At 50.1% G+C, this 24,338-nt stretch carries 20 protein-coding genes and 1 tRNA gene; 19 read left to right on the top strand and 2 right to left on the bottom strand.

The genetic code is table 11. From position 1 onward, the window contains the following. Positions 1 to 16: 16 nt before the first annotated feature. Together AC3WQT_RS27375 and AC3WQT_RS27370 are read right to left on the bottom strand one after the other, a co-directional pair. Positions 17 to 1,345: a sensor histidine kinase gene (locus tag AC3WQT_RS27375; RefSeq protein WP_492708959.1), complete on the bottom strand. Its 1,329-nt coding sequence runs from the start codon at positions 1,343 to 1,345 to the stop codon at positions 17 to 19. A gap of 259 nt (positions 1,346 to 1,604) precedes the next feature. Further along, on the bottom strand, positions 1,605 to 3,845 hold the full coding sequence (locus AC3WQT_RS27370; protein WP_492708957.1) for a GGDEF/EAL domain-containing response regulator: 2,241 nt from the start codon (positions 3,843 to 3,845) through the stop codon (positions 1,605 to 1,607). A gap of 288 nt (positions 3,846 to 4,133) precedes the next feature. On the opposite strand from AC3WQT_RS27370, the gene aroC reads away from it, so the two are divergent. From aroC to AC3WQT_RS27275, 19 genes are all read left to right on the top strand, one after another. After that, positions 4,134 to 5,216: a chorismate synthase gene (gene aroC, locus AC3WQT_RS27365; RefSeq protein ID WP_492708955.1), complete on the top strand. Its 1,083-nt coding sequence runs from the start codon at positions 4,134 to 4,136 to the stop codon at positions 5,214 to 5,216. A gap of 383 nt (positions 5,217 to 5,599) precedes the next feature. After that, complete coding sequence (gene leuC, locus AC3WQT_RS27360) at positions 5,600 to 7,003, top strand: 3-isopropylmalate dehydratase large subunit (RefSeq protein ID WP_110252969.1); 1,404 nt, start codon at positions 5,600 to 5,602, stop codon at positions 7,001 to 7,003. An 18-nt stretch (positions 7,004 to 7,021) separates the two neighbouring features. Continuing rightward, a complete protein-coding gene (locus tag AC3WQT_RS27355; RefSeq protein ID WP_110252970.1) occupies positions 7,022 to 7,144 on the top strand; it encodes an entericidin A/B family lipoprotein in 123 nt (40 codons plus the stop codon). 8 nt (positions 7,145 to 7,152) lie between these two features. Further along, positions 7,153 to 7,800 carry a 3-isopropylmalate dehydratase small subunit gene (gene leuD / locus AC3WQT_RS27350; RefSeq protein WP_492708952.1) on the top strand — a complete coding sequence of 216 codons (648 nt, stop codon included), beginning with the start codon at positions 7,153 to 7,155 and terminating at the stop codon, positions 7,798 to 7,800. A 52-nt stretch (positions 7,801 to 7,852) separates the two neighbouring features. Then, the gene (gene leuB / locus AC3WQT_RS27345; protein ID WP_492708950.1) at positions 7,853 to 8,923 is read left to right on the top strand and encodes a 3-isopropylmalate dehydrogenase; all 1,071 of its coding nucleotides are present in this window, start codon (positions 7,853 to 7,855) and stop codon (positions 8,921 to 8,923) included. 230 nt (positions 8,924 to 9,153) lie between these two features. Beyond that, positions 9,154 to 10,281 carry an aspartate-semialdehyde dehydrogenase gene (gene asd, locus AC3WQT_RS27340; RefSeq protein ID WP_492708949.1) on the top strand — a complete coding sequence of 376 codons (1,128 nt, stop codon included), beginning with the start codon at positions 9,154 to 9,156 and terminating at the stop codon, positions 10,279 to 10,281. A gap of 378 nt (positions 10,282 to 10,659) precedes the next feature. Further along, complete coding sequence (locus tag AC3WQT_RS27335; protein ID WP_492708947.1) at positions 10,660 to 13,521, top strand: motility hub landmark protein FimV; 2,862 nt, start codon at positions 10,660 to 10,662, stop codon at positions 13,519 to 13,521. Between the two features lie 72 nt (positions 13,522 to 13,593). After that, the gene (truA, locus tag AC3WQT_RS27330) at positions 13,594 to 14,409 is read left to right on the top strand and encodes a tRNA pseudouridine(38-40) synthase TruA (protein ID WP_492709034.1); all 816 of its coding nucleotides are present in this window, start codon (positions 13,594 to 13,596) and stop codon (positions 14,407 to 14,409) included. Between the two features lie 170 nt (positions 14,410 to 14,579). After that, positions 14,580 to 16,373: a translation elongation factor 4 gene (lepA, locus tag AC3WQT_RS27325; protein ID WP_492708946.1), complete on the top strand. Its 1,794-nt coding sequence runs from the start codon at positions 14,580 to 14,582 to the stop codon at positions 16,371 to 16,373. Next, positions 16,370 to 17,275, top strand: a complete 906-nt coding sequence (gene lepB, locus AC3WQT_RS27320) for a signal peptidase I (RefSeq protein WP_492708944.1) — start codon at positions 16,370 to 16,372, stop codon at positions 17,273 to 17,275. The genes lepA and lepB overlap by 4 nt, the downstream gene beginning before the upstream one ends. Positions 17,276 to 17,302: 27 nt before the next feature. Next, positions 17,303 to 17,710: a DUF4845 domain-containing protein gene (locus tag AC3WQT_RS27315; protein ID WP_492708942.1), complete on the top strand. Its 408-nt coding sequence runs from the start codon at positions 17,303 to 17,305 to the stop codon at positions 17,708 to 17,710. 9 nt (positions 17,711 to 17,719) lie between these two features. Further along, complete coding sequence (rnc, locus tag AC3WQT_RS27310) at positions 17,720 to 18,643, top strand: ribonuclease III (RefSeq protein WP_492708940.1); 924 nt, start codon at positions 17,720 to 17,722, stop codon at positions 18,641 to 18,643. 7 nt (positions 18,644 to 18,650) lie between these two features. Further along, positions 18,651 to 19,553 carry a GTPase Era gene (era, locus tag AC3WQT_RS27305; RefSeq protein ID WP_492708938.1) on the top strand — a complete coding sequence of 301 codons (903 nt, stop codon included), beginning with the start codon at positions 18,651 to 18,653 and terminating at the stop codon, positions 19,551 to 19,553. An 8-nt stretch (positions 19,554 to 19,561) separates the two neighbouring features. Continuing rightward, positions 19,562 to 20,431 (top strand): DNA repair protein RecO, encoded by an 870-nt coding sequence (recO, locus tag AC3WQT_RS27300; protein ID WP_492708936.1) that lies wholly within the window; start codon positions 19,562 to 19,564, stop codon positions 20,429 to 20,431. After that, positions 20,428 to 21,198, top strand: a complete 771-nt coding sequence (pdxJ, locus tag AC3WQT_RS27295; protein ID WP_492708935.1) for a pyridoxine 5'-phosphate synthase — start codon at positions 20,428 to 20,430, stop codon at positions 21,196 to 21,198. The genes recO and pdxJ overlap by 4 nt, the downstream gene beginning before the upstream one ends. A 1-nt stretch (position 21,199) precedes the next feature. Continuing rightward, entirely contained in the window at positions 21,200 to 21,601 is a 402-nt protein-coding gene (acpS, locus tag AC3WQT_RS27290) for a holo-ACP synthase (protein ID WP_492708933.1), read from the top strand. 38 nt (positions 21,602 to 21,639) lie between these two features. After that, on the top strand, positions 21,640 to 23,520 hold the full coding sequence (gene uvrC, locus AC3WQT_RS27285) for an excinuclease ABC subunit UvrC (RefSeq protein WP_492708931.1): 1,881 nt from the start codon (positions 21,640 to 21,642) through the stop codon (positions 23,518 to 23,520). Between the two features lie 76 nt (positions 23,521 to 23,596). Continuing rightward, positions 23,597 to 24,181, top strand: coding sequence for a CDP-diacylglycerol--glycerol-3-phosphate 3-phosphatidyltransferase (gene pgsA, locus AC3WQT_RS27280; RefSeq protein WP_492709033.1), 585 nt, complete (start codon positions 23,597 to 23,599; stop codon positions 24,179 to 24,181). Positions 24,182 to 24,261: 80 nt separating this feature from the next. Beyond that, a tRNA-Gly gene (locus AC3WQT_RS27275) sits at positions 24,262 to 24,337 on the top strand. The last annotated feature ends 1 nt before the right edge of the window (position 24,338 follow it).

Here is a 24,338-nt window from a genome sequence, read left to right as displayed (position 1 = left end):
TCAGCGTAATTGAAATCTAGTTGGCTAATTCGTAAGGGATTTCTATAGTAACGCAAACTCCGCTAGGTTGATTAGGGGTAATGATCATTTGTCCCTTTTCTTTATAAATCAATTTCAGACGTTCGCGTATATTTTGTAATCCCAGTCCAGTACCGTTGCTGGGCATGGCACCAAATCCCAGGCCATCATCGCTGACAGAGACGCGCAACTTGTTATGCGCCACCTCTGCACGGAAGTGTATGGTGCCGCCTTCTGCCTTGCATTCCAGTCCATGCTTGATCGCATTCTCGACCAGGGACTGCAACATCATCGGCGGGAAAGAGGCACTGCGCAAGCCTTCCGGCATGATGAAGTCGACATTCAATCTTTCTTCCATGCGCATTTTCAACAATTCCAGATAAGACTTGATCATATCCGCTTCGCGTCCCAGATTGGTGATGCTGGCATTTTCACGCATTTGTGGCAACACCGCACGCAAATAAGCGATCAGACTGCGCTGCATGGCAGCAGCACGTGGTGGGTCGGTTTCTATCAAATACTCAACTGAAGCCAGGGTGTTGAACAGGAAGTGTGGTTCTACCTGTGCCTGCATCATTTGCATCTGTGCTTCGCTGACCTGGCGTAACAGGGATTCGCGCTCAGCTGCCATGCCTGCTTCCTTGGCTTTTTCTTCGGCGCGTACTTTGCCACTCATCAAGGCTTTCATGCCAAACAAACCAAATACCAGCAAGACCACGAAATTGGCGAACCATTTGGAAGATGTGCGCTTGTAGCTGCGTACCTCTTCATCAGCGGCATCGGCAACAGCGTTATTGATTTCTTCGCTAATTTCCTTGGCTATTTCTGCAGGCAGTTTGATGTGTATATCATCTCTTTCTGAGATAGATGGCGGACTCGGTGGCGCAGGCGGTGCTGGTGGCGTGCTTGCGCCGGAAGAGTTCGGCACAGGTGGTACTGGCGGAGCCGGTGGAGCAACACCGTCATCTCTACGAATGTGGACGCCGTTCTCATCAATCTCTATCTGCTTGCCCTTGCCATCGATATTGTTTTTACGGATATGCAGACCAGTATTGTCTATTTCTATACTGGTGTCGCCATCAGTGATTTTGCTGGCTTTCTTTGATTTGCCGGGTGATTTGCTTTTGGTCACCACCACATTTTCTTCAGACGTAAATAACATGTCTTGCAGCATGCTGCCTGCAGTGATGGTGATAATGGCAAATAAGAAAAACTTCCACCAGGATAATTTGGTAACCCAGGCTGCCGTTGTGTCAAAGCTTTTGCTAAGCCAGGCCATGAGGTCTGCCATGAGCTGCTTGATCGTATCTGCATTGGTATTATTCATGATGCTTCTCTTTTAACGGTTATCCCTGACATATCAGCCGGAGTGCCATGCACTGGCTGCTTGCGACTTTTCAGTCCATGTTGATACTGTAGGGAAATCGTCCTTGCTTGGACAGCGACTTGCGACAGTCTGCAAAAAATGCAGGACAGAATGAAAAATGCCTCATTTAATATGCATGGTTGTTGGCGCAGCAGCGTCGGAAGGGGAGGGGCTGTGCACGCATCAGGTCTCGAGATGCAGCCTGCTGCGTGCCATGGACTTATCTGCTTGCCAGCCAAGTATGCAAATCATCACGTGTCAACGGCTTGGAGTACAGGTAGCCCTGCGCGATATGACAATCATAAGAAAGCAGGGTATTTGCCTGCATTTCACTTTCCACACCTTCGGCAATGATGGATAGCCCGAGATTTTTACCGAGTTGAACAATCATTTTGGCAATGCTGCCTTCACTCGGATTTTTCTGGATTTCATTGACAAAGGCACGGTCAATTTTCAATTTGTCTACATCGAGTTTTTGCAGGTGACTCAGTGAAGAGAAGCCGGTGCCAAAGTCATCGATAGAAATACTCATGCCCAGTTGCTTGATCTGGTGCAGGGTCTTGATCAGTAACTCCGGATCTTTCATGGCCATGGATTCGGTAATTTCCAGTTCCACATACTTTGGTGGTACCTGTGTATCGGCCAACGCCTTGTTCAGTGACTGCATGAACAGGGGGTGTGAAAACTGTGCCTGCGAGACATTGATGGCCATCTGGAAATTGGTATAGCCAAGGCTGCGCAAATGCACGAGTTCGAGGCAGGCGGTTCGCAAGACCCATTCACCGATATCGACAATCAGGCCAGAATATTCGGCGATAGGAATAAACTGATCTGGCGGAATGAATTTGCCTTCATCAGTTTTCCAGCGCAGCAAAGCCTCGGCACCAAGTACGCGGCCATCGCGCATATCAATCTGGGGCTGGAAAACCAGGAACAATTTTTTTTGCTCAAACGCTGCACGCAGGGCATGCATGAGCAAGACGCGCTCACGTATCTCTACGCCCATATTGCGGGTAAAGTATTCGTAGCCGCCACGACGGTTCATCTTGGCGCGCTTCAGTGCGATATTGGTATCTTTCAGAGCTTCTGAGCCATCACTGTCATAATCATCAAGCTTGATCAGGCCTATGGTTGCTGACAGTTGCACATCTTGTTGATCAACATCGAAAGGTGAGGTGAATAAAGACAGAATTTTATCCGGGCAGACCAGGGTTTCATCACCCAGCAAGGCAAAAGTGTCACTGCCTACTCTTGCTAATTGGCAATGTTCGCCAAAATTTGCGACCAGTCTTTGTGCGACTGAGGATAATAACTGGTCGCCGAACTGATGACCAAGCGCATCATTGGTTTCGGCAAAATGGTCTATGTCTATCAGCGACAGGGAGCTGTGGTTTTTCAACGAAGTGAGCAGGGTCTCATTTAACGTTTGCAATAATTTGAGACGATTTGCCAAGCCTGTCAGCGGGTCATAGAAGGCGTAATTGTGCAGACGCGAAGTCAGCATGACGTTATCCAAACCTACCGATACGTTGCCGCAGAATACGCCCAGCAGGCGCTTGTCCATCTCATTCAAATGCAGGCCGGTATTGAGGTAGAGCGTGAAATCTTTTTGCGCGACGTTATTGAAGTAAAGTGCAGTTGATTCAGCCTCAAATATGCTTTGATGGGCTTCCAGCGAGCGTTTGACAATATCGCCAGTTGCATGGTTGCTTAACTGTTCCAGTGGCCTGTTCAGGCTTCCCAAGTACATATTGGTGGTGGCGATAATGTACAGGTCATCACTGTCATCCTGCAGTTCCACAGGCACTTGCCTGGCGCATACAAATCCTTCAGTATTGAGCCCCAATAAACCTGCTATCTGCACCAGTACACCAGCCGCGAAATTCTGCAGGCCCTGCAAGGCCATCAATTCTGTACTGGCATGGATAATCATTTCCAGGCCGCGACGGCTGGCACTGATAGCGCAAATCTGCTCGTAGGAACGTATGGCTGACGTGACTGCGGTGTACAGTTTGGTACGTGTCAGTTCTGATTTGGTTTTATAGTCATTGATGTCGTAATCGCGTATCGCATCAATTTCTGGGGCATAGCCTGGTTGTCCGGTGCGCAGGATAATGCGCACATCGGTCAGGCCCAGGGTTTTGCGTATATGGCTGACCAGTTGCAGTCCGGCGTCTTCCTGTTCCATGACCACATCAAGGAGGATGATGGCGATGTCGGTTTCGTTTTTCAGAATGTCGCGTGCTTCTGCCGCTGAATACGCATGCAGAAAACTCAGGGCGCGATGCTGGATTTCCAGGCTGCCCAACGCAAAAGTTGTGGCCGAGTGGACATCTGGATCATCATCAATAATCATGATCCGCCAAGTCTGCGCAGGCCGCGAGGCCGCCGCAGTTTCATCGCTGTCTGGTTCATCTAGGAAAACCAGATCATCTTCAGAAGAGTGGATCGTTGAATTCATCTGTAATGCGGCTCCATGCTTGGCATATCGTATGGTAAGGGCACTGCAAAATTGGTTCCTTGCGGAACTATGACACTAAATGTATCAGTAGCCAAGCTTCATATATTTTTCATTGGTAAGAATAAAACAAGATTCGCCTGAACGGGGAGAAAAATGCCCTGAATTTGGCTGTAAAGTGCGAAAAATAGTGAAATCTTTCGTCACTCCAGACAACGGCTAAATTCTGTACAGAGCGCTTCACTGGTAAAATGGGGTTTATTCTGTCTAACCTCTCATTTTCGAAATATTATGTCCGGTAATACTTTTGGCACCTTGTTTACTGTTACAACCTTTGGCGAATCACATGGTCCGGCCATAGGTTGCGTGATTGATGGCTGCCCGCCGGGCATGGAATTGTCTGAGGCAGACATACAGCCAGAACTTGACCGTCGTCGCCCTGGCACTTCGCGTCATGTGACCCAGCGTCAGGAGCCAGATACGGTGGAAATCCTGTCTGGTGTGTATCAGGGTAAAACCACGGGCACACCCATAGGCTTGCTGATCCGTAATCAGGATCAGCGTAGTAAGGATTACGGCAATATCACGGAAACCTTCCGTCCAGGTCATGCTGACTTCACTTACTGGAATAAATATGGCATCCGCGACCCACGTGGCGGTGGCCGCTCGTCTGCGCGATTGACTGCGCCAGTAGTTGGCGCAGCGGCGATAGCCAAGAAATGGCTGAATCAGCAATATGGGACAGTGTTCCATGGTGGCATGAGCCAATTGGGTGAAATTGCCATCCCTTTTCAAGCCTGGGAACATGCGGCAAGCAACCCATTCTTTGCGCCTACGACTGATGTTGCGTTAATACAGCAGCTTGAAGATTATATGGATGCCTTGCGTAAAGATGGTGATTCCATCGGTGCCAAGATCGATGTGGTCGCATCCAATGTCCCGGTCGGTCTGGGTGAGCCTATTTATGACAAGCTTGATGCAGAAATTGCCTATGCCATGATGGGGATTAACGCCGTCAAGGGCGTGGAGATCGGTGCCGGTTTTCGCTCAGTCGCACAGCGCGGTTCTGAGCATGGCGATGAACTGACGCCTGAGGGCTTTGTCGGCAATAATGCTGGCGGCATACTTGGTGGCATCTCGACTGGCCAGGATATTACGGTTTCCATTGCTATCAAGCCCACATCTTCGATACGTACGCCGAGAAGATCGGTAGATAAAGATGGTAATCCTGTCATGGTTGAGACTTTTGGCCGTCATGACCCCTGTGTTGGCATACGTGCTACTCCGATTGCTGAAGCCATGCTGGCCCTGGTCTTGATGGATCATGCCCTGCGTCACAGGGCGCAATGTGGTGATGTCAAGCCGGGTAATTGATACTCGTCATTGTTCCGGCTCTATTCCTTTCAAGAGTGGAGCGGGAACATGTTACACTGACTTTATAAGTTCCCTGCAGCTTGCGTGCGTTGCTGCTCCTGAGCTTTTTTCCCCTTTCCTCATCTCTTGTTGGCGGTACTCTGTGCGCCATGTCAGCTGATCTGTTTCAAAATATTCACTGGCAATTTTCCAGATTATCATCAAAATCCAGATGAAAATTTGGCGATTTTCATCAAACTCATGCATTTATACTGAAACTTTCATGCACCAATTTGGCGTGCGGGTTGGTTTTGCGTTGCACAATTGTGGCATAATCAAATGCGAAAAAAAGATGCAGTACAGGATGTAGTAAGAACCAATGACTTATTTCCAGGCTTCAGATCATGCTTAAAACGCTTTACGATAAATTATGGGAATCCCACGTAGTCCATTCCGAAGATGATGGCACTGCAATTCTCTATATAGACCGCCATTTGTTGCACGAAGTTACCAGCCCGCAGGCCTTTGATGGCTTGAAACTGGCTGGACGTCAGCCTTGGCGACTATCTGCCAATCTGGTGGTGGCTGATCACAATGTGCCAACGACGAACCGTATCAATGGTATTGATGACCCGATTTCCCGTCTGCAGGTAGAGACGCTGGATGCCAATGCCAAAGAATATGGTTTGACCTATTTTGGCATGGCCGACAAGCGCCAGGGCATCGTTCACGTCATCGGGCCTGAGCAAGGTGCAACCTTGCCAGGCATGACTGTTGTCTGTGGTGATTCTCACACGTCTACTCACGGTGCTTTTGCCTGTCTGGCGCATGGTATTGGTACATCTGAAGTCGAGCATGTGCTGGCGACCCAGACCCTGATTGCAAAAAAATCCAAATCCATGCTGGTGCAGGTGGATGGCGCCATGCCTGTGGGCGTAACGGCAAAAGACATCGTCCTGGCTGTGATCGGCAAGATAGGTACAGCAGGCGGTACCGGTTATGCGATTGAGTTTGCCGGTTCGACTATTCGCAGCCTGTCCATGGAAGGCCGCATGACCGTCTGCAATATGGCGATCGAAGCAGGTGCGCGCGCTGGCATGGTGGCAGTTGACCAAACTACCATCGACTATGTCAAAGGCCGGCCATTGTCGCCAGTTGGTCCGCACTGGGACAGGGCCGTCGAATACTGGAGTACATTGCATACTGATGCAGGTGCCAAGTTCGATATGGTAGTGACTTTGAATGCCGCCGAAATCAAGCCGCAAGTCACCTGGGGCACGTCTCCTGAAATGGTGGTGGCAATAGATAGCCGTGTACCTGATCCTGAGCAGGAAAAAGATGCCGTCAAACGTGACGCCATAGAAAAAGCCCTGATCTACATGGCATTGCAGCCAAATACTGCCATTTCTGATATTCGTATTGATAAAGTCTTTATCGGTTCCTGTACCAATTCACGCATAGAAGATCTGCGTGCAGCTGCTGCCGTGGTGCGCGGCAAATATCGTGCATCGAATGTCAAGCTGGCGATGGTTGTACCAGGTTCTGGTCTGGTGAAAGAACAGGCCGAGCGCGAAGGTCTGGATCAGATATTCAAGGCAGCTGGTTTTGAATGGCGTGAGCCGGGTTGCTCCATGTGCCTGGCCATGAATGCCGACAGGCTGGAGCCAGGTGAGCGTTGTGCTTCCACTTCCAATCGTAATTTTGAGGGCCGTCAGGGGCAGGGCGGTCGTACCCATCTGGTGTCGCCTGCGATGGCTGCTGCTGCCGGTGTTGCCGGGCATTTTGTAGATGTACGTGGCTTATCTTAATTTGGACGGAGAGATGACATGAAAAAGATATTTTTACTGGCAATGTGCGCACTGGTGCTGACAGCCTGCAATACCGTTCAGGGTTTGGGGAAAGACGTTAAAAAGGCTGGCGAAGCAGTCGAAAATGCAGGCAAAAAATAAGTAGCGACATGGAAAAATTTACTTTACTCGATGGTTTGGTTGCGCCCATGGACAGGGCCAATGTGGATACTGATGCCATCATCCCCAAGCAGTTTTTGAAATCCATCAAACGCAGTGGCTTTGGCCCTAACCTGTTTGATGAATGGCGCTACCTTGATCACGGCGAACCCGGAATGGACAATAGCAAGCGTCCTGTTAATCCTGATTTCGTATTGAATCAGGCTCGCTACCAGGGGGCATCCATCTTGCTGGCGCGCAAAAATTTTGGTTGCGGTTCTTCACGTGAGCATGCGCCCTGGGCCTTGGAGCAATTTGGTTTTCGCGCCATTATCGCTCCTAGTTTTGCCGATATCTTCTTTAATAACTGCTATAAAAACGGCGTCTTGCCTATTGTCCTGGGCGAAGCGCAAGTTGATGCTCTGTTCAATGAAGTCAAAGCCTTTCCTGGCTATCGCCTGATCGTTGACCTGGAGCAGCAAGTCGTGCGCACCAGCAATGGCAGCGCCAGCTATGCTTTCGATATTGATACCTTCCGCAAATACTGCATGCTTAATGGCCTTGATGATATTGGCCTGACTCTGCGTCAGGCTGACAAGATACGCGCTTTTGAAGAGCGCCATCTCGCTACGCAGCCCTGGCTCGCCAATACCATCTAGGCTACCTAAATAAGCCAACTAAGTAAGCTATCTAAATTAATTTCTTGAGAATATGAAAATTGCTATTTTGCCGGGTGACGGCATAGGTCCGGAAATCGTCGAGCAAGCTGTCAAAGTATTGAACGCGCTGGGCGAATCTTTTGAAATGGAAACAGCGCCAGTTGGTGGTGCAGGTTATGAAGCATCAGGCCATCCTTTGCCAGAAGCGACACTGAAGCTGGCGCTGGAAGCTGATGCTGTCTTGTTTGGTGCAGTTGGTGACTGGAAGTACGACACTCTGGATCGCCCATTGCGTCCTGAACAAGCCATTTTGGGTTTGCGTAAAAACCTGAAATTGTTCGCTAATTTGCGTCCAGCAATCATGTATCCCGAACTGGCCGGAGCTTCAACGCTGAAGCCGGAAGTGGTTTCAGGTCTGGATATTCTGATCATCCGTGAATTGACGGGTGATATATATTTTGGTCAGCCACGTGGTGTGCGTGAGTGCCCTGATGGTCCATTCAAAGGTGAGCGCGAGGGTTTCGATACCATGCGTTATGCTGAATCAGAAATCCGTCGCATTGCTCACGTCGCTTTCCAGGCTGCGCAAAAACGCGGCAAGCGACTGACGAGCGTCGATAAAGCCAATGTGCTGGAAACTTTCCAGTTCTGGAAAGACATCGTCACTGAAGTGCATAAAGAATATCCTGATGTAGCACTGGACCATATGTATGTTGACAATGCCGCCATGCAGTTGGTGCGTGCACCGAAGAAATTTGACGTCATTGTCACAGGCAATATGTTTGGCGACATTCTGTCTGACCAGGCGTCCATGCTGACTGGTTCTATCGGCATGTTGCCATCTGCTTCACTCGATGCGAATAACAAGGGCTTGTATGAACCTTCCCATGGTTCTGCGCCGGATATCGCTGGCAAAGGCGTGGCGAATCCTCTGGCAACCATTCTGTCTGCAGCCATGATGTTGCGTTATTCCTTGAATAAGGCTGAGCAAGCTGACCGTATTGAAAACGCTGTTAAAAAAGTGTTGGCGCAAGGTTTGCGTACCCCTGACATTTATGAAGCTGGTACTACCAAGGTGGGTACTGGTGAGATGGGGCAGGCCGTATTGCAGGCATTGAGTTAATTTAGTCTTTACGCAAAACCGCCCCAGCTGCGTTGCAGCGATTAGCCGTACTAAAGCACTGTCTTCGTCGCTAACGGTGTAGCTGGGGTTTCAGGCAACATGTTGCCTGCCAGCATAACGAAGCTCTCTTGCATGAGAGGTTTCCTTGGTGATAGCCTTGCTGGGACAATTTTGCATAAATTCTATTTGTTCGTGAAGGGCAGGGACGTCCTGCAAAATTTTAGGGAAAAATGATGAAACTGGTGGGTCTGGTAGGTTGGCGCGGTATGGTGGGTTCTGTCCTGATGCAACGCATGCAGGAAGAGGGTGATTTCGATCATATTGAACCCGTGTTCTTTTCAACGTCCAATACAGGTGGCACAGCCCCTGCAATGGCAAAGAATGAAAAGACCTTGCAAGACGCAAATAATATTGATGCATTGAAGAAGTGCGAAATTATTATTACCTGCCAGGGTGGTGACTACACCAATGACATTTACCCAAAACTGCGCGCAACCGGCTGGAATGGTCACTGGATTGATGCTGCCTCCAGCCTGCGCATGAATGAAAACGCAGTTATCGTACTTGATCCGGTTAATCTGCCAGTGATCAAGCAAGCGCTGGTCAATGGACAAAAAGACTGGATAGGCGGTAACTGCACAGTCAGCTGCATGTTGATGGGTGTTGGCGCTTTGTATAAAGCTGGTCTGGTGGAATGGATGAGCACGCAAACTTACCAGGCTGCATCTGGCGGTGGTGCCCAGCACATGCGTGAACTGTTGACACAATACGGCACCTTGAATGCAGAAGTTCGTTCTCTGCTGGATGATCCGAAAAGCGCGATTCTGGAAATTGACCGTAAAGTGATAGCCAAACAGCGCTCCCTGACCGCTGATGAAACAGCCAATTTTGGTGTGCCACTCGGTGGCTCCCTGATACCCTGGATCGACAGGGATCTCGGCGACGGCATGTCGAAAGAAGAATGGAAAGGCATGGCAGAAACCAACAAGATACTTGGTCAGGGCGCAGGCTTTGGTACGGCAGCCGTGCCGGTCGATGGTTTCTGTGTCCGTATTGGTGCCATGCGTTGCCACAGCCAGGCTTTGACATTCAAGCTAAAAAAAGATGTACCGCTGGCAGATATCGAAGCCATGATCGCTGCTGACAATGAATGGGTAAAAGTTGTGCCAAATACCCGTGAAGCCAGCATTCGTGATCTGACGCCGGTCGCCGTTACTGGCACCATGACAATTCCGGTTGGCCGTATCCGCAAGCTGGCGATGGGTCCGGAATATGTCGGCGCCTTCACCGTGGGCGACCAATTATTGTGGGGCGCCGCTGAGCCGCTGCGTCGCATGTTGCGTATCTTGATTGATTAAAAAGTCAGCAAAACTTGATGTTTTAAAGTAATTGTTAAAACTTGTTGTAGAATATAGGGGGGCGTTTAACGCCCCCTTGTCGTTTTTGAAACTTCAAAAAGCTTCGTCTATTTAGTGGCGAGCATTTAGTTTTAATTTTAATAATAAATAATTAGGATTTTGGCGATTATTTTTTCACTTGTCATTTGGCAACAACATTTATGCGATATCCTTGCACTTCGGGGTTCTTAATGTATTTACCACTGTGATAAATCGCGTTAAGCTTGCGTGGCAATGTTTGTAATGTTAATGTGAAACATTAGGACGCGTCGCTAGGCAATGTGTAAAGCGTCACCCAGCGGACTTTGTTCGCCAAAAATTCCCAATATGTCTGACAAAATGCATAATCAAAAAAAATCGTCTGTGATTACCGTGGGACGCAAGGCGTTAAGTGTAGCTGTAGCGTCTTCCTTGTTCATGTTGTCGAGCGCGCATGCTACCGGTCTCGGTAAGCTGACGGTGCTTTCCTCTCTGGGGCAGCCCTTGCGCGCAGAGGTAGAGCTGACCTCTCCTGCCAAGGAAGAAATTGATTCCCTGGTGCCCAAACTGGCATCTCAAGAAGCTTTCAAACAAGCAAACATAGACTTTAATGTCGCATTATTGTCACTGCGTTTTGCAGTTGAGCAGCGTGGTGCAAACTATGTAATCCGCATTAGCTCATCTCAAGCCATGAACGAACCTTTCGTTGACATGTTGCTGGAGCTGAACTCTGCAAATGGCAAGCTATTGAGAGAATACACCTTCTTGCTGGATCCTGCAGAATTGCGAAATAGTCAATCTGCGCAAGTCAGCAATCCGGTTGTTGTTGCTAACCAGCCACAAAACACAGCTGCGTCTAATGCGGCCAAAAATACCCGTCCAAATGCGGTAGCAACAAACCCCAATTTAAGAAATGACAGGTCGCCAGCGCCAAAAAACGCTGAGGCCGGCAAAGAAATCAAATCCGCCGGCGAATATCAAGTCAAGGCAGGCGATACATTAAGCAAGATTGCCGGTAGTTACCGTGCTGAAGGCGTTTCACTGGATCAGATGCTGGTCAGTATTTATCGCGCCAATCCGCAAGCCTTTGCTGGTAATAATATGAATCGCCTGAAGTCAGGGCAGATTCTGACAGTGCCAGATGCTGATTCTGCTCGTGCCAATGTAGGTACGACAAATGAGGCACATTCTGTGGTCGTTGCTCATGCAGCTGATTTCAATGCATATCGCAATAAGCTTGCCGGGCAGGTAGCCGAAGCACCGGCAGAAAAAGCGCCTGCCACCAAGCAAAGTGGTGGTGGCAAGATCAGTGCCAAGGTAAAAGAAGTACCGAATGCCACTACCGATTCCCCTGATAAACTGAAATTGTCCAAAGTGGGGCCCGCTTCTGCGCGCACCTCTGGCAAAGGCGGTGAAGAAGACAAGCTAGCCAAAGAAAGAGCTGCGCAGGAAGCCAATGCGCGCGTCAAGGAGCTTGAGAAAAACGTCAGTGACCTGAAGGGCTTGCTGGAAGCCCAGAAGATAGAAATCAAAAACAAAGAAATGGCTGCCAAGCAGGCAGAGCTGACCAAGGCAAAACCCGATGTCAAGGCAAGTGTTCCTGCATCAACGCCTGCGCCAGTTGCTGCCAGTGCAGCGGCGCCTGTAGTTGCGTCTACGCCAGCGCCGGTCTCAGTGCCAGCGCCAGCTTCGGCTGCTGCTCCGGTTCAGGCCAGTGCGCCTGCGCCTGCCACTGCCAGCACGCCAGCAGTTGCCGCATCTACAGCTTCAGTTGCCGCAAAGCCGCCAGTCAAGCGCAAGATTGTAGCTCCGCCACCGCCACCTCCACCAGAGCCTAGTTTCCTCGATAGTATTTCTGACTACCTGTTGCCGGGTGGCATAGCTCTGCTGGCCATCTTGGGCGGCGTAGGTATCTGGACTAGCCAGCGCAAGAAAAAATTGCAGCAGTTTGAAGACAGCATACTGACCGGCTCCAGCATGAAGGCCAACTCCATGTTTGGCTCTACGGGTGGTCAGAGTGTTGATACCAATAACAGTGTCTTCAACTCCAATTTTGCACCATCTGCCAGTCAGTTGGATGCCAATGAAGTCGATCCCGTCGCTGAAGCAGACGTGTATATCGCCTATGGTCGTGATTCTCAAGCAGAAGAAATTCTGAAAGAAGCATTGCGTACCCAGCCAGACCGTCATGCAGTCAGGGTTAAATTACTGGAAATTTATTTTGGCCGTAAAGATGCCAAAACCTTTGAGCGCCTTGCCAGTGAGTTGTATGGCATGACCAGCGGCGAGGGTGATGACTGGGCGCAAGCAGCGTCCATGGGTATCGTGCTGGAGCCGGGTAATCCTTTGTATGCCGGCGGCAAAGCCAAGGCAGACATGGCTGCAGCATCGGGTCTGGGCTCAGGTACACAACCATTGGAAGACCTTGATCCAGAGGCCTTGCTGGCGAATTCCCTGTCTCAGGACATGCTTGAAGCGATCAGCATTATCGATACAGCTCAGCGTGATGGTGGTGCAAAAGCCACTGCCAATGCAGAAGAAGCTGCAATGGATGAGCATGCTCTGGATTTCGACCTGGATATTTCTGCCATCCCTGAGCCTGAAGTCCCAAAAATTCCTGAGCCTGTAGCTCATGCTGCACCTGTTGCAGAGTCAGCCGCTGCGCCTGAAGTAGATTTTGGTACGATAGACTTTGATTTCGGCACTAAAGATCCTGAACCAGTTCATGCACCTGTGGTTGCTGAAGCAGCTCCTGTAAAAGCGGCTGATCCTGATGTTGAGAAATTTGAGCTCGATCTGGGTCATATTGATTTTGCATCAGAAAAGCCTGAGTCAGCCCCTTTGTCTCTGGATATCTTGCCGTCAGACGACAAGCTTGATGAAAACCTGTTGGCAGCATCTTTGACTGGTGAGGCAGCAGAATCACCATTGCCAGAATTGACCGCTCCCAAAAAAGCTGAAGAAGATGCAATGTCAGCTTTTGAATTTGATTTGTCCGGCATTGATCTTGATCTGGAGCCAGCAGCAGCTACTCCTGCAGCGCCAGCAATTGAAGAGGCGCCGGCACATAATGCTGAAATGGCAACCAAGCTTGATCTGGCAGTTGCCTATCATGAAATCGGTGATAAAGAAGGTGCCCGTGAATTGCTGGACGAAGTGCTCAAGGGTGGTACTTCTGATCAGGTAGAAAGAGCCAAGTCCATGATAGCCCAGATGGCTTGATGTTCTTGAGGTAATCATGACGGGCGCAGCTTATGCTGGCGCCCGTTTTGTTTTTTGGGAAATTGCATTGTGTTGAAACGATTAGTTTTAGGTGTTCAGTATGACGGTAATTCCTGGCAGGGCTGGCAAACGCAGCCTTCTGGTAATACCGTGCAAGACGCGTTGGAACGGGCGCTGCAACAATTTACTAAAAGTGACATCAAAACCACTTGTGCCGGACGTACTGATGCCGGTGTTCATGGCATCGAGCAGGTCGTGCATTTTGATACTGAGCTGGTGCGTGAATCCTATTCCTGGGTAAATGGCGTGAACGCTTTTTTACCTGCCACTGTGGCAGTCCAGTGGGCTAAAGAATTGTCTTTCGACCCTGATTCAGAAGACAATTTCCATGCGCGCTTTAGTGCCCGGGCCCGCACTTATCATTATATTTTGCACAATGCTGCCATCCGCTCACCAATGTGGAGCGGGCGGGCGGGATGGACTTTCCGTCCTCTTGATGTAGAGCGCATGCGCGCTGCCGCGGCCCATTTATTGGGTGAACATGATTTTTCTGCCTTCCGTGCCTCTGGCTGTCAGGCCAAAACCCCGGTCAAGCACATGTACGACATACAGATACAGCGCCGGGGTGAGATGATTATTTTTACTCTGCGTGCCAGCGCCTTTCTGCATCACATGGTCAGGAACATCGTTGGTTCACTGATCTTTGTTGGTACGGGTAAAAGAGAGCCGGAATGGATGGGGGAAGTGCTGATCAGCATGAACCGCGAAATAGCTGCGCCTACTTTCATGCCTGACGGTTTATACCTGGCAAGAATCGACTATGAAGACAAATGGGGCCTGCCACAAAGAGAATTGGTGGAAACACTGGCTTTCTTGTCTTTTTTGTAGTGATCAACTGACATCAAACCTACGATTTCTCGGCTTTCCGGGGTGAAATCCGGTAAAATGGCGTTTTGCAAAACCCAAACTGAAGGCGCTCGCCTGGGGAAACTTGCCCAGCTCAGAGCGCTTTTTTTATAGCTGGTATTCGCTTCACCTTTGTTTCTTTCGTAATTTCAATGAATAACATCCGCAATTTTTCGATTATTGCCCATATTGATCATGGCAAATCCACACTGGCAGATCGCATTATCCAGCTTTGTGGCGGCCTTTCCGACCGCGAGATGGAAGCACAAGTACTTGATTCCATGGATATTGAGCGTGAGCGTGGCATCACGATCAAGGCTCAGACAGCGGCATTGCATTACAAAGCGCGCGACGGCCAGATTTATAACCTGAACCTGATTGATACACCGGGTCACGTTGATTTCAGTTATGAAGTCAGCCGTTCCCTGTCCGCCTGCGAAGGTGCTTTGCTGGTCGTGGACGCATCGCAAGGTGTGGAAGCGCAGACAGTCGCAAATTGCTACACTGCCATTGAACTGGGTGTAGAGGTTGTACCCGTTTTGAACAAAATTGATTTGCCATCTGCCGACCCCGACAATGCCTGCCAGGAAATCGAAGAAGTGATAGGCATAGACGCCTCCGATGCAGTGCATTGCTCTGCTAAAACCGGCTTGGGCGTTGAAGATGTACTCGAATCCCTGATCGTTAAAGTGCCACCGCCAGAAGGTGATCCAACAGCCCCTTTGCAGGCATTAATTGTCGACTCATGGTTTGATAATTATGTGGGCGTCGTCATGCTGGTGCGTATCAAGAATGGTACTTTGCGTCCAAAAGACAAAATACTGTTCATGGCAACCGAAGCGCAACATCTGGTTGAAAGTGTTGGCGTATTTACGCCCAAATCACTGAGCCGTACAGAATTGACTGCCGGTCAGGTGGGCTTTGTCATTGCTGGCATTAAAGAATTGAAATCAGCCAAAGTCGGCGACACGATTACTGTGGCCAACAAACCTGCTGCCGAACCCTTGCCTGGTTTTAAAGAGGTACAGCCGCAAGTGTTTGCCGGCCTGTTCCCGGTTGAAGCCAATCAATACGATGCCCTGCGTGATTCCCTTGAAAAACTCAAGCTTAATGATGCGGCCCTGATGTATGAGCCTGAAGTGTCGCAAGCGCTGGGCTTTGGTTTCCGTTGCGGCTTCCTTGGTTTGCTGCACATGGAAATCGTCCAGGAACGTCTGGAGCGCGAATTCGACATGGACCTCATCACGACTGCCCCAACCGTGGTGTATGAAGTGGTCATGGCTGATGGCACTATCCTGATGGTGGATAACCCTTCCAAGATGCCAGAGCCGTCAAAAATTGAAGAAATCCGTGAACCTATCGTTACCGTCAATCTCTACATGCCGCAAGAGTATGTAGGTTCGGTCATCACCCTTTGTACACAGAAACGCGGCGTGCAGATGGATATGAATTATCACGGTCGCCAGGTCAAGCTGACGTATGAAATGCCTATGGCTGAAATCGTGCTGGATTTCTTTGACCGTCTGAAATCCACCTCACGTGGCTACGCTTCCATGGACTATGAGTTCAAGGAAAATCGTGCCGCAGACGTGGTCAAGGTTGACATGCTGATCAATAGCGAAAAGGTGGATGCGCTGGCGATTATCGTCCACAGGGCAAACAGTCATTTCCGTGGCCGCGCAGTGGCTGCCAAAATGCGTGAACTGATCCCGCGCCAGATGTTTGACGTGGCAATTCAGGCCGCTATTGGTTCCAACATCATCTCGCGTGAAAACGTTAAAGCCTTGCGTAAAAACGTTTTGGCCAAATGTTATGGTGGTGATATCAGCCGTAAGCGCAAATTGCTGGAAAAACAAAAAGCAGGTAAGAAACGCATGAAGCAGGTGGGTTCAGTAGAGATCCCACAAGAAGCGTTTTTGGCGATTTTACAAGTGGATGAAAAATGAGTTTTCAATCAATCTTGGGCAATTTTGCCCTGATCCTGTTTGTGTTGACCGTTGTTACTGGTGTTATCTGGTTTCTTGATGTCTTTATATTTGCCAAACAACGCCGTCAAAACGCTGACAAAGCACTGGCCGAATATGATGCGCGCAGAGCCAAGCTGACTGCAGAAGGCATACGCCTCGAAGAAAGCACCCGCCATGACATGGAAGCCAGCTTGCTCAAGCAACCAGTCTGGATAGAATATTCTGGCAGCTTCTTCCCAGTGATAGCCCTGGTGTTTTTCTTGCGTTCTTTCTTGTTTGAACCATTTAAGATTCCTTCCAGCTCAATGTTGCCAACCTTATATGTTGGTGATTTGATACTGGTCAATAAATTTACTTATGGCATACGTTTGCCTGTGATTAATAAAAAAGTCATCTCCATTAATGATCCGCAAAGAGGCGATGTCATGGTATTTAAATACCCCGAAGACCCTAGCGTGGACTATATTAAACGTGTGGTAGGCGTGCCAGGTGATAAAATTGTGTATAAAAACAAACGTTTATCGGTGAATGGTAAAGAAGTTTCATATACGAACATGCCTGACTTCCGCGATAATCTTGATTACTTAAAGCAATACAAGGAAGAATTGACCGGAGTAAGTCACCGTATTTTGGTGAATGAGCAAAGGCCAGCTTATGTCGAAAATCCGCATGACTTCAAGGGCAGGGATTTATGCTCTTATGATAATGATGGTTTTACCTGTAATGTGCCGCAAGGCCGTTATTTCATGATGGGTGACAACAGGGATAATAGTCTCGACAGCCGCTACTGGGGTTTTGTACCCGATGAAAATATTGTTGGAAAAGCATTTTTCATCTGGATGAATTTTGGTGATATCGAACGTATTGGTAGTTTTCATTAAATTTCAGTCTTAATCAGGAAAAAATCTATGTCAAATATTCAATATTCCACATTCAAAAAACAACAAGGCATTACCTTGATTGGTTTGATCATGGCAATTGCCGTCATCATTGTTATTGCAATGGTTGCAATGAAAGTGGTGCCTACAGCGATCGAATATAATTCCATCACTAAGGCGATGAATAGCTCCAAAAATGCTGGATCTACTCCAAGGGAAATTCAGATTGCTTTCGATAAACAAAGGGAAGTTGGTTATTTTGATGCGGTGACTGGCAAGGATCTGGTTATCGTAAAAAATAATGATGGCGGTTTTGACCTCAATTTTTCCTATAGCAAGAAAATCCCTCTGGTTGGTCCAGCCAGTATATTGATGGAGTATTCCGGCACTACCGCAAAGAATGGTGTCGTCGTTACAAAACCTGCCAAGGCAGATTAAGTTACTCGTATGAATCAACAACTATTGCAGAAAAGGCTGGGGCACCAGTTTAGCAACCCCGCTTTGTTGCAGCAGGCTTTGACACATCGTAGTCATAGTGTTTTGCATAATGAACGTCTGGAATTTCTTGGTGACTCAGTCCTGAATTGTGTCGTCGCGTCTTTGTTATTCGACAGTTTTGCCAATATTGATGAAGGTGATTTGTCGCGTGTCCGTGCCAATCTGGTCAAGCAACAATCGCTGTATGAAATCGCCCAAAGAATAGAGTTGTCTCAATTCTTGCGTCTGGGGGAGGGTGAATTGAAGTCCGGTGGATTCCGTCGCCCGTCGATTTTGGCAGACACGCTGGAAGCCTTGTTTGGCGCGATTTTCCTGGATGCCGGTTTTGATGCTGCGCGTGAAGTTATCCGTGCCTTGTATGCGCCAGTGTTGGCCAGCGTTGATCCAACTACCTTGGGCAAGGACGCCAAGACCTTGTTGCAAGAGTTTTTGCAAAGTAAAAAAATCGCTTTGCCGCAATACAATGTAGTGGCAACCCATGGCGCTGCACATAATCAGGAATTTGAAATTGAATGCCTGGTGCCAAAACTTGAAATCCAGGTATTTGGTACTGGCGGTAGTCGCCGTGCCGGCGAGCAGGCCGCAGCCAAGCTGGCGCTGGAAACTGCCCTGGCCATGCTGGTACGCTCACCTGCAGCCAAGAAAGCCAAGCCACGCGCTTCGCAGTTAAAGCTGGCTGGTATAGCGACAGTGCAAGGTGAGGCAGAAACCAAGCCGCAGTCAGCCAAGCAAAAAAGTTTGCTGGATGCAGAGACACCCAAGGCTGACAAGCCCAAAGCGGCACAAAGCACTGCCAGCACCACCAGCACGGCTGCAGCAGATGAACTGCTGACGCATGATGTACACCCCGAGACTCACCCTAAGACTGCCTGACGACCGCATGACTGAATTAATAGACAATCCTGATTTCCGCTGTGGTTACATCGCCATCGTCGGGCGACCTAACGTCGGTAAATCGACCCTGATGAACGCCCTGATAGGCGCCAAGGTCAGCATTACCTCGCGCAAGGCACAAACTACACGCCACCGCATTACTGGCATACAGACCAAAGACAATACACAGTTCGTGTATATTGATACGCCGGGTTTCCAGACCCGTCATTCGAACGCATTGAACCGCACCCTGAACCGCACTGTCACCACTACGCTGACAGCGGCAGACGTGATTTTGTACATCATAGAAGCAGGCACTTTTGGCCCGGCAGATCAGCAAGTCATCGATTTGCTGCCCAAGAACGTACCATGCATGCTGGTCATCAATAAGTCAGACCGCGTCAAAGACAAGGCTGTGATGATGCCGTTTGCCCAAAAAGTGGCGGCCCTGCATAATTTTGCGGCGATCGTGCCCGTATCGGCCACCTTGCGCTTCCAGCTCGAAAATCTCGAAGGCGAAATCCGCAAATACCTGCCGCTGAACCCACCGATGTTTGGTGAAGACGATATTACCGACCGCAGCGAGAAATTCCTTGCAGCAGAAATCGTCCGCGAAAAACTGTTCCGCTTCGTTGGTGATGAATTGCCTTACACCAGCACCGTGCTGATAGAAAAATTTGAGCAAGAAGGCAATTTGCGCCGCGTTTTCGTCGCCATTCTGGTGGACAGGGACGGCCATAAATCGATGGTCATCGGTAACAAGGGTGCGCGTCTGAAAGATATCTCTACCCAGTCACGCCAGGATATGGAGAAGCTGTTTGGTGGCCCCGTGTATCTGGAAATCTGGATCAAGGTCAAATCTGGCTGGGCAGATAATGAAGCCGGTTTGCGTGCCTACGGTTACGAGTAAAACCATCCATGGATGAGCAGGCAGTCGCCGTGCAGGAAGACAGTGCCGTAGCAGATGCGGCCGCTGTACCGCCAGCGCCACCTGCTGCCAAAAAAGTTGCTGCCCGAACACGAGCACCTAAAGCAGCCCCGACAAGCCCACGCGCCGCCAGCAAATCCCCCGCCAAAGACTTGCGCATACTGGAGCAGCCAGGCTTTGTCCTGCATTCCTGGCCCTACAAAGAAACCAGCCTCATCATCGATGTATTGACGCGTGACCATGGCCGTATAGCTTTGGTTGCCAAGGGCGCAAAGCGTCCGCATTCACAATTGCGCAGTGTCTTGCAAACCTTCCAGCCCCTGCAACTGGGTTGGACAGGCAAGGGCGAAATCCGCACGCTGACCACTGCAGACTGGGTAGGTGGCATGCTGCCGCTGGAAAAATCTGCCTTGTTATGCGGCTTCTACCTCAATGAATTGCTGGTCAAGTTCCTCATGCGCGATGAAGCGCACCCGGATTTGTTTGATCTGTATGTCTCTACGCTGAACCAGCTTGCCCATGATGAACCAGCCACCATCGTCCTGCGTCGCTTTGAACTCGCGTTGCTACGCGAATCTGGCTTGCTGGGTGACCTGACCCGCTGTACGCAACAGCGTGAACGCGTACAGGCAGAACAATTCTATGTGCTCGACCCAGAACGCGGCCCCAGGCCAGCCATGCCTGCTGACAGTGTACCCAGGGTCAGCGGCAAGACTTTGCTGGCCATGCAGCGCGGCGACTATACTGAACAGAGCACGCAACTGCAAAGCAAGTTGCTGATGCGCTTTTTGCTTGCTCATCACCTGCATGGCGCTGCGCTGAATACCCGGCAAATACTGATTGATTTGCAAAATCTATGAATATCCATCAACAAAGCCAGTTGATAGAACTGGGCGTCAATATTGACCACGTCGCCACTCTGCGTAATGCGCGCGGCACGACTTATCCAGACCCCTTGCAAGCTGCCTTGTTGGCCGAGGAGGCGGGGGCGGATTGCGTCACCCTGCATTTGCGTGAAGACCGTCGCCACATCCGCGATGCAGACGTAGAACAATTGCGCCCACGTATCTTGACTCGCATGAACCTGGAAACCGCAGTCAATAATGAAATGCTTGATCTGGCATGCCGCATCCTGCCGCAAGATGTTTGTCTGGTGCCAGAGCGCCGTGAAGAAGTCACAACTGAAGGCGGTCTTGATGTCGCCCGTGACTTTGCCAAAGTACAGGCCGCAGTCAGACAATTGCAGGCGGCAGGCATACGTGTGTCATTATTCATCGATGCAGATGAACAGCAAATACAGGCCAGCTCAGAGGCAGGCGCAAGCGTCATAGAAATTCACACTGGCCGCTATGCTGATGCGCTTGATCCGGCACTGCAGGAGCAAGAACTGGCACGCATAGCGCAAGCCGCCATCGCTGGCATACGCCATGGTTTGAAAGTGAATGCTGGACATGGCTTGCACATGACTAATACTGCCGCGATTGCTGCCATTCCGGAAATTTCAGAATTGAATATTGGCCATGCCATCGTCGCCCAGGCCCTGTTCGTGGGCTGGCAAAAAGCCATCAGCGACATGAAGGCCCTGATGGTCAAGGCCCGTCTGACGAGTTTGCATAAGGCAGCCTGACATGATCTACGGCATAGGCACAGACATCGTACAAATCTCGCGCATGCAAGAAGCCATTGCGCGCAACGGTGAGCGTTTTGCTGAAAAAATCCTGGGGCCAGATGAGCTGGCGATTTATCGTGAGCGCAAAACCCTGGTCGAAACACGCGGCCTGCGTTATCTGGCTACCCGGTTTGCTGCAAAAGAAGCTTTCTCAAAAGCCGTGGGCATGGGCATGCGTGACCCCATGAACTGGCATGCCATACAAACACTGAATAACGATCAGGGTCAGCCTCAGGTGCAGGCCAACGGTAATATGTTGGCGTGGATGCAGGAGCGTAATCTGAAGGCAAGTATCTCTGTCAGTGATGAAACTGATTACGCCATTGCCTTCGTCATCATCGAATTGAACAATCCCTGCTAAAGTAGCGACTTCTACCAGCGCTGCAGATTGATTGCATCATGAACGAACCAAATATCTCAGAAGCACGCCAGCAAGTGCTCGATCTGGTTGCCAAATTACCCAACCTGCCGGGTGTGTACCGCTATTTTGATAGCAATGACCAGGTGCTGTACGTAGGCAAGGCACGTGACTTGAAAAAACGTGTCTCCAGCTATTTTCTCAAAAATCTTTCCAGCCCGCGCATCGCGATGATGGTAGAGAAAATTGCAAAACTCGAAACCACCGTCACCCGCAGTGAAGCCGAAGCACTGATCCTTGAAAACAACCTCATCAAGGCTCTAAAGCCACGCTATAACATTCTGTTCCGCGATGACAAGTCTTATCCCTATCTGAAAATCACCGCAGAAAAAACGCCGCGCATGATGTATTACCGTGGTGCGATCGATAAAAAGCATCAATACTTTGGACCATTCCCGTCCGGCTGGGCCGTCAAGGAATCGATGCAGATTTTGCAGAAAGTCTTTTTGCTGCGCAGTTGCGAAGACAGCGTGTTTGCCAACCGCACCCGCCCATGTCTGCTGCACCAGATCAGCCGCTGCAGCGCACCTTGTGTCAACATCATCGCGCCAGAAGACTACCAGCAAGACGTCAACAATGCCGCCGACTTTTTGCGTGGCCGCCAGCTTGAAGTCATGCAGACCCTGGAAAAAAAGATGCTGGATTTTTCCATGGAGCTCAAATTCGAACAGGCAGCCGCAGTGCGCAATCAAATGCAGGCCCTGTCCAAAGTCTTGCATCAGCAAAGTATGGAAACCGCAGGCGATGTCGATATCGATATTTTGGCTGTGGTAGTGGAGGGTGGCCGTGCCTGTGTTAACCTGGCCATGGTCAGGGGCGGACGGCATTTGGGTGACCGGGCTTATTTCCCTACCCATGTTGATGATGCGGTCAGCGTCGCAGAAAATGAAATCGAAGTCGAGGTGATCTCTGCCTTTCTGGCGCAACACTATGTTGACCAATTCATCCCATCCACACTGGTCATGAATGTGGAACTCGATGCGCCTGATCTCATGCTGGCTCTGGCCGAGCAATGTGGCCATCGCATTCATCTATCCTTCCAGCCGCAAGAGCAGCGCCGTGCCTGGCTGGACATGGCCGTCAAAGGTGCCAAACTGGCGCTGGCGCGCATGCTGTCTGAGCAAGGCTCGCAACAGGCGCGTACACGAGCCCTGGCAAGCGTGCTGGAGCTGGATGTAGAAAATCTCGAAGAATTGCGCGTCGAGTGTTTTGACATCAGTCACACCCAGGGTGAAGCCACACAGGCATCCTGCGTGGTGTTCCATCATCACGCCATGCAGAACAGTGAATATCGCCGCTTCAACATCAAGGACATTACCGGAGGCGATGATTATGCCGCCATGCGCCAGGTACTGTTCCGCCGCTATGAAAAAGTCGCGAGTGGTGAGGCGAGTGGCGACGGGGCCAATGAACGCCGCATGCCAGACATCGTCCTGATCGACGGTGGCAAAGGTCAGGTTGAGATTGCGCGGCAAGTTTTTGTCGAGCTTGGCCTGGATATCAGCCTCATCGTTGGTGTCGCCAAAGGCGAGGGGCGCAAGGTAGGTCTTGAAACCCTGGTGTTTGTTGATGGCCGGGCAGAAAAAGAACTGGGTAAGGAATCTGCCGCCCTCATGCTGATCGCCCACATCCGCGATGAAGCTCACCGCTTTGCCATCACAGGCATGCGTGCCAAGCGCGACAAGGCCAGGCAGACCTCACAACTGGAAGAGATCGAGGGCATAGGCCCCAAACGCCGCCAGCGCTTGCTGGTGCGTTTTGGTGGCTTAAAAGGCGTCAGCGATGCCAGCGTCGCCGATTTGGCCAGTGTCGAAGGTATTTCCCGCCAATTGGCAGAAGAAATTTACAAGCGGCTGCGATAGGGAAATATAATTGCGTCAGGCGCTGGCATTGTAGTCAGCGTGCCTGATGCATAAACCGAATAAAAACCACAACAACATGCCCTTCAATTTTCCTATCCTGCTGACCTGGTTACGTGTCGCGCTGATACCGCTGGTAGTTGGTGTTTTTTACCTGCCCGATCTCTGGTTAAGCCCCTTTGAAAAAGGTCTGGCATCCACCACGATTTTTATCGTCGCCGCAGTCACCGACTGGTTTGACGGCTTCCTGGCGCGCAGATGGAACCAGACATCCTCATTCGGTGCCTTCCTTGACCCTGTGGCCGACAAGCTCATGGTCGCCGGTGCCTTGCTGGTGCTGGTGCAGCTCGACCGCGTCAACGCCGTGATCGCCTTCGTCATCATCGGTCGTGAAATTACCATCTCTGCCTTGCGCGAATGGATGGCATTGATAGGTGCCTCCAAATCAGTAGCAGTCAGCTCTTTGGGTAAGATCAAAACCGCTGCGCAAATGATCGCCATCCCCATGCTGCTGTACTACGACATGCTGTTTGGCATGATAGACACCAAGCTGCTGGGTTCATGGTTGTTGTTGATTGCTGCCATCCTGACAGTTTGGTCCATGTTCTATTACCTGCGTAAAGCATGGCCTTTGATCAAGGAAACCACGGATAAAATGGAATAGCCGTTGAGTAATCGTGGAATGATCTTTGAATGGGTAGTTGACACAATGGCTGGATGATATATAATTCTGGTCTTCGCAACGCGGGAGTAGCTCAGTTGGTAGAGCGCAACCTTGCCAAGGTTGAGGTCGAGAGTTCGAGACTCTTCTCCCGCTCCAA

It is taken from the genome of Undibacterium sp. FW305-107, assembly GCF_058788535.1.
This window is presented reverse-complemented; position numbering and strand designations above follow the sequence as displayed.